The organism is Nocardia sp. CWNU-33, from assembly GCF_046764895.1.
Lineage (GTDB): Bacteria > Actinomycetota > Actinomycetes > Mycobacteriales > Mycobacteriaceae > Nocardia.
This window is the reverse complement of sequence record NZ_JBKOQN010000015.1, coordinates 94040-110303: the sequence shown is the minus strand read 5'-3', so window position 1 is coordinate 110303 and position 16264 is coordinate 94040. Positions and strand designations below refer to the sequence as shown.

The window sequence follows — 16264 nt, the reverse complement described above, 5'->3', positions numbered from 1 at the left end:
GGGAGCTCACCATCTATACCTATCCGACCCGGCTCGTCGACGCCTGCGAGTTCACGCTCCGATCGACGGCGCACAACGTCGTGATCGGCCTCAACAGGGGAGAACAGAAACACATCGGCGATCCAGGTCGACCTCGTTAGCAGGCCGGCCCGCTAGTGGCGCCTTGAATCATTCTCCTGCGCTTGGCTGGATCGGTGAATTCCGACGTCGTAATCTTGCTTGCCACACGTTGTCTGTCGTCTCGCTTACACCTCTCCGGGCCGGAATCGCCATCGTGGCCACTCTCGTCGGAAAGCCGCTACTCATCGATCTGGCTGATCCGAATGAGGCGGTCTGTGGCTATGACAGGACACTCCGGCCGGGCGCGAGGTGCGATCGCCGGATGGCAGCCCGTTGAACGGTCGGATTGCCGTGTGGTGTTAGGCCCGATCACAGGCCGCCCTGGCGTCCGCGCGAATCCGTCCAGGTCCGCCAGGTGGCTGCGGTTCTCGGCCAGCCATGGCGGTGTGCACGCTGTTGACAGCAGGTCGCGGCACAGGCTGCACGGAATGTTCGGACCGGCGCCTACTAGTGCGGAGCTTCGCGTGCGGACATCGGCAGGTGCTGGGCGCACACCGCTTCGACGAATTCGCCGATGGTCTGTTCGGGCAGCCGCCGCGCCAGGTCGGCCTCGGTGATGATGCCGACGAGCTTGCCGTGTTCAGTCACGGGGAGTCGCCGGATCTGATGCTGTTCCATGAGGGCCAGGGCGTCGTCGATATCGGCGCCGACATCCACGGTGTGCAAATGGTCATCTCCTTGGGCCAATTCGCCCGCGGTCGTCGACTTCGGATTCTCTCCGATACCGACGACCTTGATGATGATGTCGCGGTCGGTCACGATACCGACCGGGTGGCCTTCGCCGTCGCAGATCGGCAGCGCGCCGACGTCCAGTTGGCGCATGCGCCGCGCTGCGGTGTCCATGGTGTCCCGTACCCCGATGCATGCCACATCAGGATGCATGATGGTCTGCGCTGTGGTCATGATAAATCTCCATGTCGTGGTCATTCGCTGGCACGATCATCATTCGTCGAGTCGCACCGTGCGCCCAGAGGCGAAGGTCCTCCCAGAGCAGGATTCTTCTCCGTTGACAGGGCCGCAGGGACACCGCGACTTCGGTCGTTGAGATGACGACATTGGGCCCTGGTCGAGGCGGTCGGTTCGGCACGGTCTCGCGAAGAAAACGTCGAACCTCAGCGAGGAGATTCGACGATGATGCAATGCGAGCCGGGCCGGATGTTGCACGTAATGATGATGCTTTTGCGCCAGTGGGGGATCCTGCCGACGATGACGATGACGATGTGACAGGGCTGGACCGAGATGCATGGCGGACCCCGAGACGGGATCATGAGGCGGGTGAGTCGATCTGTGGCTGCGGCGGTGATCGTGACCCAACGGGTGCGGGCGGCGATCGATGACCACGGCAGTCGATCGGACATTCGCGCCGTCAGCGCGCAGACGCAGCTGCCCTTGGCGCCGGTAGCGGGTTCGGAATCGTTCTATGTGGATCTGGCACTGAGCACAGCTGGGCGATCGTCGACTCTGCTAACGGGGCGAAGGCACGAATAGGGTCGTAGGTCCCTCAGGCGGTGGAGAACAAGGACGCCGCAGTCCCGGCCTCGATCACTGTCCGATGGCCCGTGATCCGGTGACCTTCGGCCGTCACCGTCGCTGAACGATCGAGCAATGCTGAACACAGACCAGCGAGCCGCGAGCCAAAGGGAGCAATCGTGACCGGGTTTCTGTGTAGAAGCGCGATCGCCACTGTCGGCGCACGGGGATCGGCGCAGCTGTGGTCACCACGCTGGCGAAGGATCACATCGGTGTCGTCATCGCCGATCTGCTCGAACACGACGAAGCCGCGCCGGCCGAATCGCTCGGCGCAAAGACGATGTTCCGCCGGCTCGACGTGATCGACGAATCCTGTTGGCACCGAACAAATGTGAAAGAAGAGAGCGATGTCGCACTCGTACCCCGACCAGGACACTATGCGGGCGGCGCTGGCGCTGGCCGTACGTGCACCATCGGTGCACAACACCCAGCCGTGGCGGTGGCGGGTCGGTGACACCACCGTGCATCTGTATGCCGATGACACCCGGCAACTGCCGCACGCCGACCCCGATGGCCGCGATCTGCTGCTGAGCTGTGGCGCGGCACTACATCATCTGCAGGTAGCCGCGCTCGGACTGGGCTGGGAAACCGAAGTGCACCGGCTGCCGAATCCGACCGATCCGCAGCATCTGGCGGCCGTCGAATTCCATCCGGCGACCCCGACCCCCGAGGCGGAACGACTGGCGCGGGCCATCGGGCAGCGTCACACGGACCGGCGCCGGTTCACCTCCTGGGAGGTCCCGTCGACCTATGTCGATGCCGTCGTAGCGGCCAGCGCCGCGACAGGTGTGGTCGTCCGTGACGTCGACTCCGCTCGAGACCGCGCGACTCTACTGCGATTCTTCGAACGGGCTGCACTGGAACACGCCGCCGACTCGTCCTATGGTGCCGAGCTTGCACGCTGGAGCGGACGCCATGCCGCGGCGGAGGGTGTTCCGGCTCGCAACGCGGTGGTCGCCGACGATCCGACGACGCGTGTGTTCGCGAGTCCCACGCTGCCGGAGGCCGTGATCCACGACATCGACGACACGGCCCGGATGTTGTTGCTGTGCACCAGCTCCGACGATCGGCTATCCCGGCTGCGCGCCGGTGAGGCCACCAGTGCCGTCCTGTTGACCGCGACGACGCGGGGGCTGGCGACATGCCCTCTGACCGAACCGCTCGAGCTGCCCGATATCCGGGCCGGCATCCGCAGCGAGATCCTGGCCGACTTCGGGTACCCCCAGGTCATTGTCCGCATGGGTTGGGCGGCAACAAGCGCAGACCAGGTTCCGGCGACGCCGCGGCGCCCGCTGGATGATGTCGTTCAGCCACTGTGATTCCGGCTAGGGGATGGCCTTGGTCTCTGCTGTCGGTTCGCGTCGCACCGGATGCTCGAAACATCGAATCGAACACGGTGCGCGCTGCGGTGACGGTAAGACGGCAGTACCCCCGACTGCGTTCTGGTGCTGCCGCGGTCGACAGGACCTGTGCAGGTCTGGCACTGCTGGTCGGAATCTGGGGCGGTGCGCCGGCGCTGGTCTGGTGCAGGGCCGACAGCTGAGCACCAGTTGTCACACCGGTCGGGACAGGGAATGGCGACAGATCAATCGTTCGATTGGAAATGGGTTCCGATGACATCCCGATTCAGCGAGGAGGACACCGTGGCCGAGCGCATTGCGCCACCGTCGGAGCCGATCGTGGTCGCCGTCGACGGTTCGGCGACCGCAGGTCACGCGGCGGTGTGGGCAGCGGTGGATGCCGGGCTGCACCGCTGCCAACTGCTGATCGTCACCTCGGTATCCATCCCGAAGGAATACGGTCCTGGGGTGGTGCTGACCGATGCCGATACGGAATGGCTGCGCGAAGACGCAGAGCGCGTCCTGACCGAGGCGACACGGGTTGCTCGGGCAGCCTGCGGCGAGGCACTGGACATCAAAACCAAGCTGATCTTCGATCCGATCATCCCGTACCTGATCGACCGATCGCGCCGAGCCCGGATGGTCGTCGTCGGCAGCCGTGGGCGGGGTGCGATCCGGCGCGGGCTCCTCGGCTCGGTGAGCACGGCCGTCGCCCGGCACTCGCAGTGTCCTGTCGCCGTGGTGCATTCGACGTCGGCGACCGATGTGCTGTCGTCGGTCAAACCGGTGCTGGTCGGGGTCGACGGCACCGCGAACAGCATGCCTGCCCTCGAACTCGCCTTCGACGAGGCCTCGCGGCGCAAGGTTTCGCTGACGGCCCTGCACGCGTGGAGTGACCAGACGAGCGGACTCGATGTTGCCGTCTCCGGCTGGGATGCCATCCGCGAGTCCGAGGACGCGGTATTGGCCGAAAGCCTCGCCGGCTTTGCGGAGCGCTACCCGGATGTGTCCATGACACGGGTTCTTTTGCGTGACAGGCCCGTTCGCTGCCTGCTCGACGAGTCGGAGCGTGCGCAGCTGGTGGTCGTGGGCAGTCACGGGCGCGGCGGATTCGCCGGGATGCTGCTCGGCTCCACGAGCAACGCGCTGTTGCACTCGGTGCAGTGCCCGATCATCGTGGTACGTCAGCGCTGAATCACGCTCGACAAGGCCGGACTTCGCTCCCGCCCGCGATACTCGGCGCGGGCGCCGGCGACAGATGATCCGGACGTGGTAGAGGACATCGCGCTGGGCCTGCAATCGCGTGGCGCCGACCGGGCCGCGCCGCACGCCGGGCTGCGGGGACGACCAGCGACGGTGGCGATTCCGGTCACAGCGCCGGTTTGGGTCCTCGACGCAGTCGATCCATGATTACCTTGTATGCGACATCAGGCAGCCACCAGCGCAGGTCGCGCGCCATCGTGAAGGCGCCGTCGTTCAGCCACCGGGCGTCACCGCAGCGTCGTCCACCACGTCGGCGCGGTGCACACCGTCGACGGTACGGGCGAGCGCGGCAAACCGGGATACGCCAGTACTGGGAGCGTGGTTCACGTCGCACGCCATCTCGTCCTTGTCGGCGACAGCGTGGGGTCCCCGCTAGGGAGTCGCTCTCGGTGATGGTTTCCACGCCGGAGTGCATCATGTTTCGGGCCGTGATTATTAGTTCCTTCCTTCGCGCGATCGTGGGTTCGACCGTCATCGGCTGATTCTGGCAGCGCAGAGCCTCGCGACGACCAAAACACCTCGACGCAGCGACCAACGGCCCTACCGTTGATTCGATGCCCGTCGCAACGATGGATTCGACCAGAAACAAGGAGGTCGGCGTCATGCAAGCAAAGACAGGGGACTGGCTGATCGTCGAGGGCCGCAGTGTCGGCAGCACAGTCCGGCACGGTCTCATCGAAGAGGTGCACGGGAGGGACGGGGCACCCCCCTACCTGGTGCACTGGACCGACACGGAACACCGGGTACTCACCTACCCTGGTCCGGACGCACACGTGGTCACCAGCGAGCAGCTGCGCGCGCAGGAAGACATCGCGGCGGCCCACTTCTCCTCGAAGCACTACCGGCCGAGCCAGCGCTGCAGCGAGTCCGCCGGAGGCTGAACTCCCGGATCAGTCCGCGGCGGGACGCTGGTCCATCGAAACCTCTTCCGGCGCACAGTGATCTGATCGACTGCCGCGCAGTGGCACGCTCCGCGAACCGGGCCTCGGTGAGTGGCTCACCATGCTTCGCAGCCCAGTACCCCGACGATGTCCGCCGGATTCGACATCGGTGTGCCTCGCCGCGCGACCGGCGCGCCCTAGCACCTGACGGCTGCCGAGCGAAACACAGGGATTTTCACGCCCGCCGACCAGGCCTGGCATCCGCATATTGGCAGCCGCCGGCGACACGCCGATGCCGCCGTCGCGAAACCGTCAAGCTCCCCACGGACGCACACGTCGAGGTTGGGGCTCGACATCTTCCCGAGCGGCGATGGCGTCGGGGTCGATAACTGGTTCGCGGATCACGTTGGTGATGACTTCGCCGAAGGCGTGGGGGTCGTCCATGAGCCAGGTGTGCCCGCCGGGCACGGTGATGGTGCGTGGGTCACTGAGGGCTGTCTGCAGTGACATCGAGGTGGATTCGGGGATGACCGTGTCCCGCTTGCTCCACACTACGAAGACGGGGAGCCGGCGTCCGGCAAGCGCAGCGAGTTCGGGAGCCAGATTGGCGGTTCGGGCGAGGTGGGCGACTTCCCACACCGCGGTCGGGTTGCGCAGCATGTTCGGCACGGCATCGCGCAAAATCACCGGCAGGACCCGGGTCAGTTGGCGACCGGGGAGCAGGTCGGCCTGCAGGTGCAGGCCCCAGTCCCACACCGGGCGTTCGCGCAGTGCGCGGACCACGCCTCGGCCGTCGGTCCACGCCGAGCCGCCGATGGAGTTCACCAGTACGAGCCGCTCGGCGAGGTCGGGTAGGTCGTGGGCGGTTTTGATCGCGACGCCGCCGCCGAAGGAGTGCCCGACCATGGTCACCGGTCGGGGTAGGCCGATCGCGTCGGCGAAGTGGCCGACCCACCGGGCGTATCCAGCGAGGGTTCGGTGCTCGGCAGGCAGGCTGGCGGTGCCGCCGAACCCGGGAAGCGCGGGGGTGTACACGCGCATTCCCCTGCGGATGAGCTGTTCGAGCGGGCGGGCATAGGCTTGTCCGCCGAGTCCCCAGCCGTGCAGGAAGAGCACGCGAGGGCCGAGCCCGCCGACCGCGTAGCGGGCGGTTCGGCGCTCGACCACGGTCGAGCGCCACCGCAGTCGAGGAGAGCGGAGTTGTGGTGACCGGTTCGCATTCATGGCTGCCATCCCATCGCGATCGCACCAGGGTAAAGAGGGTCCCCGGACCTCGAGCAGCGGCGCCAGTTCGGCTGCGGCGTCGGCGATTCGACCAGCAGACACATTCGCGGCCGCCGCGCCGGAAATTCCGGCAGGCGGCGCAAGCGCTGGAGAAAGTCTCGCCACTGCGGCATCCGAACTCCTGACGTCGTCTCGACTGTGTCGCTGTCAGCGCAGAGCCACGGACGGTTCCGCATTTCCGGCCACCAGAGAAAGCGAGCTGGTCTATATCGAGAATCGCCGATAGCGCTATCTAGTCGGAAGGGCGCAACGTCCGGCATGTCCGGGTCGCCGGTCTCTCGATCTCGGGACTTTCGGCGCCGTCCGACCTGGTCGCTGTGCTCCACGCCGCTCCCGCTCCAACACGGAGTTCGCGAATATCATCGGAAGAAAATTCTTGGCGCCGTTGATATCCGGTGTGTTCCGTTGGGTCTGTGTCCGGTGGTGGTTGATGGGTGATGCATGACTTACTGTGCGTGCCGTGGTCGGGCCGAGGGTGAACCGTTGCCGCGGTTCGCGACCGGTTGCGGTCGGCGCGGTGGCGGTCGGCCGCGCGCGCGGGCCAGCAGCACCGCGATCTCGGTCGCGACGCCTGAGGCGATCGTGTCGATGTCGGGGGTGGTGTCGTAGTCGCCGGTAATGCCGAAGATCAATTGGTCGAGGTAGCTGAGGATCGCGATCGTGGTGCGCACCCGCAGCGCGATCGGAATACACGGCCACAACTCGACCACTTCCTGGTCGCCGATTGTCAGCCGGCGCCCGGGCCCGGGGATATTGGTCGCCAGGGCGCCCACGCCGCGCTGGGGGAACCACAATGCCAGCCGGAACACCTCGGCCACGATCCCGAACGGTAGCCGCTGCGACAATGAGAGCAACGAATTCTCGGCGTCGACTTCACCTCGGGACCGATGCCGCCGGATCTGCTGGTGAACGGTCATCAGGCGCTCGACCGGGTCGTCGATCTCGATCGGCAAATGCGAGATCATCGCCGAAACCCGGTTGTCCAGAACGGATTTCGCCTCGGTCGTTCGCGTCGACACCGGTACCACGATGCGCAGCGTGGTGGGGGTGGGATGTTCGCCGCGGCCCAGCAACAACCGACGGTAGGCGGCGGCGATGGCGGCGACGGCGACATCGTTGACCGTCACACTGAATGCCGAACATATCTCCCGCACCTGCGGGAGCATGGTTCGCGCCACCGTGTAGCGGCGCTGCCGCCCGATGGGCCCGTTCAGCGAGGATTCGCCGGCCGGCGCGATCGCCGCGTACAGCACCGGCGCCAGGGTACGCACAGTTCCGATGGCCAAGCGCGGTATGGTTACGGGCGCCTGGATCATTTCAAACATTCGTTTCAGAAGACTTGCGCGCGAACGTCTTCCGGTCGCCGGACCGTGCTCGCCCGCGTCGTCAGCGACCGGGTCGCAAAAGCTTTCGAGCAGCGTGATCTCGGAGATTCCGTCGACCATGGTGTGGTGAGCCTTGAGGATCATCGCCCAGCGGTCCTGCGCCAGGTGGTCGACTACGACCACCTCCCACAGCGGGTGATCACGATCCAGCCGCTCGGTCAATTCAGTGGCGACAACCTCTCGCAGCTCCGTCTCGCCACCCGGGTCGGGCAACGCGGTCCACCGGATGTGGTGCCCCAGATCGAAATTCGGGTCGTCCTCCCACACCGGCGCTTTCAGGTCCAAAGGCGCACGACGGACCCGCTGCCGCAGCCGCCTGTGCCGTTCCAGCCCGCGATCGAGATACGCGCGCAGCTGGTCCCGTGCCGGCGCTGGTCCGTCGATGATCGCCACCGTCCCGATGCCGAGGCTGACCCGGGGGTCGGTGTCTTCCATTTCCATGAAACCCGTGTCCAGCGGGCCCAATTCCGTCATCGCGCACCTGTCCTGGCAGCGGCCGCGGGCTGCTGCCCATGGCTGAAACTGCCACTGCTGCCGGAAGAATCTTCGCGCAAACCAGACATCGGGCGTGAGATGCCAAGGTAACCGGTACCAGTGACGTTGGGCCCACGCCTAACCGCCGGCTGACAGAGATGCCATCGGATCTGGCGCGTGCCGCGTTCATCGCCCAGGCGTGGGACCGAATCCGGTCAGTGCGCCTGCTCGGTTGATTCGGGCATGTCGAGGATCTCGGCGATGGCTGCGCTCAGGTGGCTCAGGGCGATCCCGCAGCTGATCAGCATTTGTCTGCCGAACGTGTCCGTCGCCGGGAGCATGCGCTCGGGCACGGCGAACAGACGCAATGTTTGGCCGTCGAATGTCCAGTGCCAGGGCTGACTGTTGTGCAGCGACGGGGCCCGGCCCGCGCGCAGTACGGCCTTTTCGATGGTTTCACCGGTCGGTAGACGGTTCATAGCTACGACGGTAGGAAATCGGACCTCGGCGTGGGAGGAGTCGTTGGTCCCGGGTATCGCCGCTAGCGACCCCATTACGCCGGGCGATTGTGAGACCTTCGCCCCTGGCCAGGACGAATAGAACGGTGTCAGGCTGAAGGCGTGGGAAACGGTGAGCGGGCGGTTGCGCAGGTCGATTCCCGGCGCCACGACGCCGTGATATTCGATATGGACGGAGTGGTGACCGATAGTGCGTCGATTCACGCCGCGGCCTGGACGGAGCTGTTCGACGAGTTTCTTGCCCGACGTCCGGCCTGTGCCGGACAGGACCGCTCTCCATTCACCGAAGCCGACTACCTGCGTTTCGTCGACGGCAAACCACGCTATCGGGGCGCCGCCGACTTCCTTGCCGCGCGGGGTATCACATTGCGTTGGGGCGATCCCTCCGATCCGGAGAGCGCCGAAACCGTGTGCGGGTTGGGCAATCGCAAGGACGACCTGTTCCGGGACCGGATCGCGCGTGACGGTGTCCCGGTATTCGAATCGACGGTCACGTTGGTCCGGCGGCTCGGCGCTGCGGGAATCCGCACCGCGGTGTTCTCCGCCAGCCGCCACTGCGCACAGGTCCTCGCGGCCGCCGGTATCGCCGACCTGTTCGCGGTGCGGGTCGATGGTATCGACGCCGAAGAACTGGGTCTGGCGGGGAAACCCGATCCTGCGATGCTGCTGGAGGCCACACGGCGGCTCGGCGCCGAACCTGAACGCACCGTGGTCGTCGAGGATGCCGAGGCAGGAGTGGCGGCCGGTCGAAGCGGCGGTTTCGCACTGGTCGTCGGCGTCGACCGGAACGCACACGCCGACCAGTTGCGGGCACAGGGCGCCGATGTCGTAGTCGGTGACCTCGCCCGGGTGCTATTGCGCGGCGGCTTCCGCCGGATGTCGGAGGTTCCGGATGTCTTCGAGTTCTGGCCGCGCATCGAGAATCTCCTGAACACCGAGAGAGCCGCGGTGCTGATGGATTTCGACGGCACCCTGGCCGAGATAGTCGCCGATCCGGCCGCCGCGAAGCCGATCGACACAGCGACGACGGTGCTGGCGAAACTGGCCACGGAATGCACCGTCGCGGTCATCAGCGGTCGTGACCTGACCGATCTGTGCGACCGTGTAGGTGTCCAGGGAATCTGGTACGCGGGCAGCCACGGCTTCGAGCTGATGGCACCCGACGGCACCCGATACGTGCACGACGCCGCACCGGGTGCCGAACACGCACTCACTCGGACCGCCGATGAACTGCGGCACCGGTTGCGTGATATCCCAGGCGTCCTGGTCGAGCACAAGCGATTCGCGGTCGCCGTCCACCACCGCAATGTGGCGGCCGGAAAAGTCAGCCGGGTGGTCGCCGCGGTGCACGAAACCGGGCACGCGGCCGGACTGCGTGTGACTCACGGCCGCCGGGTTACCGAACTGCGCCCGGATGTGGACTGGGACAAGGGCACCGCACTGCGCTGGATCCTCGAACACCTCACTGCCCCGCTGATGCCGGTCTATCTCGGCGACGATCTGACCGACGAGGATGCCTTCGACGCCGTCGAATCCGACGGACTCGCCATCGTGGTGCGCCACAACGAGAACGGCGACAGGTACACCGCCGCTCGATACGCGGTCGCGGGGCCACGCCAGGTCGGTGACTTCCTCGATCGGGTCGCGGCGCTGCTGCACACCGGAACCGTTACGGCTGTCCGGGATACCTGGACACTCACCTTCGATGGCTACGATCCGGCGCGGGAGAAACTGCGCGAGGCACTGTGCACGGTCGGCAACGGCTACTTCGCCACCCGGGGTGCGGCACCGGAATGCCCGGCCGGGGCGGTTCACTACCCCGGCACCTATGTCGCCGGGGTGTACAACCGGCTCTCCGACGAGCTCGCCGGCGCCACCATCGACAACGAGAGCCTGGTGAATCTGCCGAACTGGCTGCCAGTGACCTTCCGGATCAACGGCGGTGACTGGTTCGACCCCGATTCCGCGGAACTGCTGTGCTACCGGCAGCACCTGGATCTGCGCCGCGCCGAACTCGTGCGGCAGTTTCGCTTCCGCGACACCACGGGACGAATCACCGCGGTGACTCAGCGCCGGTTCGTCGCCATGCACCGGCCGCATCTGGGCGCGCTGGAGACGACGATCACCGCCGAGAACTGGTCGGGGAGCCTGGGGCTTCGGTCGGTCATCGACGCATCCGTACGGAATCGTGGAGTGGAGCGCTACCGCGACCTGTCGAACACGCACCTGAGGACCGTGCGCGCCGAGCAACTGTCCGCCGATTCGGTGCTACTCGCGGTGCAGACCAGCACGTCCGGAATTCCGGTGGCGGTGGCAACTCGCAGCACGCTGCGGCGCGGCAGAGACACCGTCGACACGACGCGCGAACTGGTCGACCGAGACGGACTGATCGGGCACGATCTCACTGTCGATATGGCCGCTGGAGACTCGGTGACGCTGGAGAAGATCGTCACCGTTTTCACCGGACGCGACCACGCGACAGCGGGACCCGATGAGGAAGCCGCCCGTCAGCTGGGTGCCGTCGATGGTTACCTGGGGCTTTTCAAGGGGCATGTGGTGGCCTGGGAGCATCTATGGGCACGGCTGCGGATCGACCTCGACCACAGCGAACACGCGGTGCGAATCATGCGGCTACATCTGCTGCACCTGGCTCAGACCCTGTCACCGAACACGGTGGATCTCGACGTGGGTGTGCCCGCGCGCGGACTACACGGTGAGGCGTATCGCGGCCACGTGTTCTGGGACGAGCTGTTCGTGTCTCCGGTGCTCAATCTGCGCTTTCCGGCCCTGACCCGATCGCTGCTGCGGTACCGCCACCGCCGCCTGCCCGAGGCCCGCCAAGCGGCCGAGGAAGCCGGCCTGGCCGGAGCGATGTTCCCGTGGCAGTCCGGCTCCGACGGCCGCGAGGAGAGCCAGCGGCTGCATCTCAATCCACTGTCGGGGCGCTGGAATCCAGATGTCAGTCGACGCGCCTACCACATCGGCACCGCGATCGCCTACAACGTGTGGCAGTACTACCAGGTGACCGGCGATCTCGAGTTCCTGAGCGATTGCGGTGCCGAGCTGCTTGTGGAGATCGCGCGCTTCTGGTCGAGCCTGGCCACCTACGACGCTGCGCGGGACCGCTACACCATCCGTGGTGTGATCGGTCCCGACGAATTCCACACCGGATACCCGCACACACCCCGCGCCGGCATCGATAGCAACGCTTACACGAACGTTATGGCCGTGTGGACGATCCTGCGTGCGCTCGACGCACTCGAGCTGCTCGCCCCGAGTTCCCGGGCTCAGCTGCTGGAATCGCTGGCAGTGGCGCCGTCGGAGCCGGTGCACTGGGCCGATGTCACCGTCCGCATGTTCGTGCCCTTCCACGACGGCGTGATCAGCCAATTCGAGGGCTACGACCAACTCGCGGAACTGGATTGGCACCGCTATCGGCAGCGTTACGGCGACATCCAGCGGCTGGACCGGATCCTGGAGGCCGAGGGCGACGACGTGAACCGATACCGCGCTGCCAAGCAGGCCGATGCGCTGATGCTGTTCTACCTGCTGTCGGCCGACGAACTGCGGGAACTAATGGAGCGGCTCGGCTACGAGCTGCCCCCGGAGATGATCCCACGCACCATCGAGTACTACCTGGCCCGCACCTCGCACGGTTCGACGCTGAGCGCCCTGGTGCATTCGTGGGTGCTGGCCCGGGCCAACCGCGACCGCGCCATGGAGTTCTACGACCTTGTGCTCCAATCCGACGTCGCCGACATCCAGGGCGGCACCACCGCGGAGGGGATTCACCTCGGCGCGATGGCCGGCAGCATCGACCTGCTGCAGCGCTGCTTCACCGGGCTGGAGATCCGCAGCGACCGTCTGATCTTCTGCCCGTCCTTGCCGAAATCGCTCGGGGTGCTATCGTTTCCGATCCTCTACCGAGGTCACGGTCTTACCGTGCGCGTCAGCGGCGACAGTGTCGAGATCGGCTCGGATCCCGGTACGTCGCCGCCGATCGAGATCGACTGCCGAGGCCAGATCGCACGGCTCTCGGCTGGGGACATGGTTCGCCTGCCGATGAACTCGACACCCCGACCCGGAGAGTGACGACGGCCGATGCGCTGATTCGCGTCTTCGCCGACCGTGGTGATCGTCGTCACCGTCTGGTAGAGCGCGTCGAGCACCCCGAATCCAAGGATCAGGTAGCCGACGGTACCGCCCAGCACCACCAGCAAGAACGCCAGCAATACGCGGCTGATACGACGCAACGGGTACACGCGAGGATTGTGCACCAGTATCGACCACCAGCACCGGACAACGCCACGTCCTGCCGCCCGACGACCTGCCCTCCCCACCGATTGTCGGTGGCTATGGTTCGAGGCAAGGCGGGATTCCGAGCTCACTTGGGGCGCATGACCGGACAAGGATCGATGAACAAGCCGATTGCGGGCAGAGCGGACCTCCAGCGAGTTGCGGAGTCCGCCGCCATGGAAGCGCTCGGCAGCTGTGACGGGTCAGGCCCGCGGCGGTCTCGGGGTACCACATCTTGCCGCTGCCCGAGCCCGTCATCGCTGACGTGCTCGGTGCGGTCGGTCGCCATGGCCGACAGGCGGATATGGTCCTTTGGCCCCAAAACGGGTGACGATATCCAACAGCGGCTTCGTGGACTTCGTCCATACCGTTACGACTATGTCGTATCGTGATGATCCCTTTGCCCACGCCGAGCACACCGCACACGTCTGGTTGCGCTGGACTACCGACGACCTGGCTACCCGGGACCGCGCCTTCGCCTACCGGGTGGCCCGCGCCTGGTTGCACAGTGTCCGCGACCGGCTCGAGGTCACCGCAGCCGCGCGTCTGAGCGCGCAATTGCCCCTATTGCTTCGTGGCGTCTTCTTCGAAGGGTGGGAGCCTGCGAAAGTGCCTGTCTCGCATCGAACCTCGGTGTTCATCACCGAGTTCGCCGAAGCGGCCGGGGTGACCGAGGACGAGGCGGCCGACTTGGCGTGGCTGGTCACCGACGGGCTACGGGAGCAGTTCTCTCCTGGCGCGCTGGAGCAGGTGTTCGCTGTGCTGCCGATCGATCTTCGCGCTCTCTTGCTCGGTATGTCCACGGGTCCATCGGGCGAAGCAATCGTCGCTGTGTAAGCGCTCGGGTCTGTGGTGGGTATCGCCGGGGCCGCCTGCGGCGCAACCGGGGTTATGGTCCGGTCTGGACCAATGTCCTCGGGTGCGGGCCTTTCGGCACTGTGGTGACGCGCCGTCGGCGCGGGAATCTGAATGTGCCCACCTGTTCGAGGAGGACTCGATGCCTGTGCTTCCAACGATCTTGACAGTAACGCTGAACCCGACCGTCGACATCTCCCTCGAAGTGGACCGACTGATCGGTGAAGGCAAGAACCGCGCTCGGGTGCGGTCGGTGCAAGGGGGCGGTGGCGGGATCAATGTCGCGCGTTGCGTGCGCACGCTCGGCGGTTCGGCGGTCGCGCTGCACACGTGTGGGCTCGAGGTCGGTCGGCGACTGGATCGGCTGCTCGATGAGGAGGGTTTAGCGCATCGCGGTATCGAAATCGGTTCCGACACCCGAGAGGCAGTTGTTGTCGCAGAAGCGCACTCGGGACACAGCTACCACATCGTGCCACCGGGCGCTGAACTGACCATTTCCGAGTGGCAACGGTGCGCGGAGACGATTGTCACTGCCGCGCAACAGTTTCCGTATCTGGTACTGACCGGTAGCGTGCCTCCGGGGCTACCCGACGACTTCTGCGCCGAGATCCTGCGCCGCATCGACCCGACCGAGACTCGGACCGTACTCGATATCGCCGGCGCCCAATTACGTGCGGTGCTCGAGAAAACCGCTTTCGCGATCCGGCTCGACCGCCGCGAGGCCGCGGGACTACTCGGTAGACCGATCGAGCGATTCGCCGACGCCCAAGACGCCAACGAACTCGTGCTCGGCAAAGGCTCGGTTGCCAACGCGATCACCACGGTCGGCGCCCTGGGCGCGGTCTGCTCGAATTCCATTTCGCACCACAGACTTTCCGCGCCACGGCTGCCGCACCTGCCGTGCAGCAGCGACGCATGCGCGGGCGACAGCCTGGTCGGTGCGTTCACCTATCAGCTCGCTGCGGGAGCAGATTGCCTGCATGCATGCGAGTACGGCGTCGCCGCGGCCGCGGCGACCGTGATGAGACCGGGCACCGACATATTCGAACGCTCGACCGTGGAGACGCTGTTGTGCGAGGTGCGCACCCACACGGTCGATCGCACCGTCACTCCGGCGGCCGCGTCGGCTGACAGTTTCCAGCAGAACTGATCGTGCTCGCGGTCTGAGAGGGAGTCGTCATGTATGCCATGGTTTTTCACGGGCCGGGCGTGAGTTCATGGGAGCAGGTACCCGACCCGGTGCTCCTGGAAAGCGCCGATGCGATCGTGCGCGTGGACGCGGTCACGATCTGCGGCACGGACCTGCACACCCGCAAAGGTGACGTGCCCGAGGTGGCTCCTGGTCGAATACTCGGGCACGAAGCGGTCGGTATCGATCATGACCACCGCACAGCGATGGTCATCACCGAGCGCATCAGCTTTGTGGTCGGATGACGATGACCGGGCAGTCCGCGCTGTGGATGACGGCTTGGCTGACCGAGCCGAGGGTCATGCCGGCGAAGCCGCCACGGCCGTGGCTGCCCACGACGATGAGCTGGGCCGTTTCGGCTTCCGCGAGCAGTCGCTTGGCGGGCCGGTCCTCGGCGACGATCCGCTGCACCTCCACGTCGGGGTACTTCTCCGCGCGGCCTGCCAGGCTTTCCGACAGTAGTTCCTCGGCCTCCTTCTGCATGTCGGCGCGGGGGATGTAGCGGTTGAATTCCGACCAGGTGAGTACTGCGCGCACGGCGACGTCACGACGGCAGGCTTCGTCGAAGGCGATATCGATGGCACGGGTGCTGCTCGGCGAGCCGTCGACGCCGACGAGAACGGGACCGAGCACCCGACGCGGATCGAATTTCGGGGGCTCGGGGACGACGGCAACCGGGCAGTGCGCGTGCCGGGCTACGGCGGTGCTCACCGAGCCGAGCAGGCCCCGGCGGAATGCGCCCATGCCGCGCGTGCCGACAACCAGCATGCGGGCGTCCTTCGAGCGATCGAGCAGTACCGGGATCGGTGGTGCTTCGACGACGAAGGTGGCGATCTCGAGATCATCGAGGGGTGCGGCGGCGGCCGTGGCGAATTCACTGGCCGCGGCGACGGCCTTTGCCCCGGCCTCTCGGTAGGCGTCGTAGTCGATTTGATTGAAAGCGATCCCCGGGCCGAAGTCGGCAGGGGCTCCGATGCCGTACACGATATGCAAGGGCGCATGGTGACGGACGGCGTCGACGGCTGCCCAACGCAAGGCTTCGGTGGCGGCGGAGGAGCCGTCGATACCGACGATGACGGGTGGATTGGCGGCGTTGGCGGACATGTGATCTCGTCCCCTTCTGTGACTG

14 protein-coding genes and 2 pseudogenes are annotated in these 16264 nt (G+C 66.1%); 9 read left to right on the top strand and 7 right to left on the bottom strand.

Annotated elements, in window-relative coordinates:
• Positions 1–567: 567 nt before the first annotated feature.
• Positions 568–1023 carry a CBS domain-containing protein gene (locus ACLMAL_RS21430; RefSeq protein ID WP_412000701.1) on the bottom strand — a complete coding sequence of 152 codons (456 nt, stop codon included), beginning with the start codon at positions 1021–1023 and terminating at the stop codon, positions 568–570.
• 372 nt (positions 1024–1395) lie between these two features.
• Here ACLMAL_RS21430 and ACLMAL_RS21425 point away from each other — a divergent pair, with 372 nt between their 5' ends.
• Entirely contained in the window at positions 1396–1608 is a 213-nt protein-coding gene (locus tag ACLMAL_RS21425) for a hypothetical protein (RefSeq protein ID WP_412000700.1), read from the top strand.
• 13 nt (positions 1609–1621) lie between these two features.
• Here the strand turns inward: ACLMAL_RS21425 and ACLMAL_RS21420 are convergent, their stop codons facing one another.
• Positions 1622–1972 carry a hypothetical protein gene (locus ACLMAL_RS21420; RefSeq protein WP_412000699.1) on the bottom strand — a complete coding sequence of 117 codons (351 nt, stop codon included), beginning with the start codon at positions 1970–1972 and terminating at the stop codon, positions 1622–1624.
• Positions 1973–1997: 25 nt separating this feature from the next.
• On the opposite strand from ACLMAL_RS21420, the gene ACLMAL_RS21415 reads away from it, so the two are divergent.
• The 4 genes from ACLMAL_RS21415 to ACLMAL_RS21400 all read left to right on the top strand — a co-directional run bounded on the left by ACLMAL_RS21415 (position 1998) and on the right by ACLMAL_RS21400 (position 5134).
• Positions 1998–2969: an Acg family FMN-binding oxidoreductase gene (locus tag ACLMAL_RS21415; RefSeq protein ID WP_412000698.1), complete on the top strand. Its 972-nt coding sequence runs from the start codon at positions 1998–2000 to the stop codon at positions 2967–2969.
• A gap of 324 nt (positions 2970–3293) precedes the next feature.
• Complete coding sequence (locus tag ACLMAL_RS21410; protein WP_412000697.1) at positions 3294–4184, top strand: universal stress protein; 891 nt, start codon at positions 3294–3296, stop codon at positions 4182–4184.
• A gap of 75 nt (positions 4185–4259) precedes the next feature.
• Positions 4260–4400 carry a hypothetical protein gene (locus ACLMAL_RS21405; protein ID WP_412000696.1) on the top strand — a complete coding sequence of 47 codons (141 nt, stop codon included), beginning with the start codon at positions 4260–4262 and terminating at the stop codon, positions 4398–4400.
• 407 nt (positions 4401–4807) lie between these two features.
• On the top strand, positions 4808–5134 hold the full coding sequence (locus ACLMAL_RS21400) for a DUF1918 domain-containing protein (RefSeq protein WP_328401661.1): 327 nt from the start codon (positions 4808–4810) through the stop codon (positions 5132–5134).
• Between the two features lie 312 nt (positions 5135–5446).
• Here the strand turns inward: ACLMAL_RS21400 and ACLMAL_RS21395 are convergent, their stop codons facing one another.
• The 3 genes from ACLMAL_RS21395 to ACLMAL_RS21385 form a co-directional block, all read right to left on the bottom strand.
• On the bottom strand, positions 5447–6358 hold the full coding sequence (locus ACLMAL_RS21395) for an alpha/beta fold hydrolase (RefSeq protein ID WP_412000695.1): 912 nt from the start codon (positions 6356–6358) through the stop codon (positions 5447–5449).
• A 506-nt stretch (positions 6359–6864) separates the two neighbouring features.
• Positions 6865–8277, bottom strand: coding sequence for a wax ester/triacylglycerol synthase family O-acyltransferase (locus tag ACLMAL_RS21390; protein ID WP_412000694.1), 1413 nt, complete (start codon positions 8275–8277; stop codon positions 6865–6867).
• Positions 8278–8492: 215 nt separating this feature from the next.
• A complete protein-coding gene (locus ACLMAL_RS21385) occupies positions 8493–8756 on the bottom strand; it encodes a hypothetical protein (protein WP_412000693.1) in 264 nt (87 codons plus the stop codon).
• A gap of 141 nt (positions 8757–8897) precedes the next feature.
• Between ACLMAL_RS21385 and otsB the strand changes: the two genes are divergently transcribed.
• Positions 8898–12887 carry a trehalose-phosphatase gene (otsB, locus tag ACLMAL_RS21380; RefSeq protein ID WP_412000692.1) on the top strand — a complete coding sequence of 1330 codons (3990 nt, stop codon included), beginning with the start codon at positions 8898–8900 and terminating at the stop codon, positions 12885–12887.
• 29 nt (positions 12888–12916) lie between these two features.
• Here the strand turns inward: otsB and ACLMAL_RS21375 are convergent.
• A pseudogene (locus tag ACLMAL_RS21375) lies at positions 12917–13057 on the bottom strand (potassium channel protein); the annotation flags it as partial.
• 412 nt (positions 13058–13469) lie between these two features.
• Here ACLMAL_RS21375 and ACLMAL_RS21370 point away from each other — a divergent pair.
• The 3 genes and pseudogenes from ACLMAL_RS21370 to ACLMAL_RS21360 form a co-directional block, all read left to right on the top strand.
• Positions 13470–13928, top strand: coding sequence for a DUF2267 domain-containing protein (locus ACLMAL_RS21370; protein WP_406230412.1), 459 nt, complete (start codon positions 13470–13472; stop codon positions 13926–13928).
• Between the two features lie 160 nt (positions 13929–14088).
• Positions 14089–15096, top strand: a complete 1008-nt coding sequence (locus ACLMAL_RS21365; protein WP_412000691.1) for a 1-phosphofructokinase family hexose kinase — start codon at positions 14089–14091, stop codon at positions 15094–15096.
• 29 nt (positions 15097–15125) lie between these two features.
• Positions 15126–15317, top strand: a pseudogene (locus ACLMAL_RS21360) (alcohol dehydrogenase catalytic domain-containing protein); the annotation flags it as partial.
• A 43-nt stretch (positions 15318–15360) separates the two neighbouring features.
• On the opposite strand, the gene ACLMAL_RS21355 reads toward ACLMAL_RS21360, so the two are convergent.
• Positions 15361–16239: a universal stress protein gene (locus ACLMAL_RS21355; protein ID WP_412000690.1), complete on the bottom strand. Its 879-nt coding sequence runs from the start codon at positions 16237–16239 to the stop codon at positions 15361–15363.
• Positions 16240–16264 lie beyond the last annotated feature (25 nt).

Bases quoted from the DNA above. Each gene is read 5' to 3' on its own strand.
- ACLMAL_RS21430 (WP_412000701.1), bottom strand. From the start codon at position 1,023: ATGACCACAGCGCAGACCATCATGCATCCTGATGTGGCATGCATCGGG.
- ACLMAL_RS21415 (WP_412000698.1), top strand. From the start codon at position 1,998: ATGTCGCACTCGTACCCCGACCAGGACACTATGCGGGCGGCGCTGGCG.
- ACLMAL_RS21400 (WP_328401661.1), top strand. From the start codon at position 4,808: ATGCCCGTCGCAACGATGGATTCGACCAGAAACAAGGAGGTCGGCGTC.
- ACLMAL_RS21395 (WP_412000695.1), bottom strand. From the start codon at position 6,358: ATGAATGCGAACCGGTCACCACAACTCCGCTCTCCTCGACTGCGGTGG.
- ACLMAL_RS21390 (WP_412000694.1), bottom strand. From the start codon at position 8,277: ATGACGGAATTGGGCCCGCTGGACACGGGTTTCATGGAAATGGAAGAC.
- ACLMAL_RS21385 (WP_412000693.1), bottom strand. From the start codon at position 8,756: ATGAACCGTCTACCGACCGGTGAAACCATCGAAAAGGCCGTACTGCGC.
- ACLMAL_RS21370 (WP_406230412.1), top strand. From the start codon at position 13,470: ATGTCGTATCGTGATGATCCCTTTGCCCACGCCGAGCACACCGCACAC.
- ACLMAL_RS21365 (WP_412000691.1), top strand. From the start codon at position 14,089: ATGCCTGTGCTTCCAACGATCTTGACAGTAACGCTGAACCCGACCGTC.
- ACLMAL_RS21355 (WP_412000690.1), bottom strand. From the start codon at position 16,239: ATGTCCGCCAACGCCGCCAATCCACCCGTCATCGTCGGTATCGACGGC.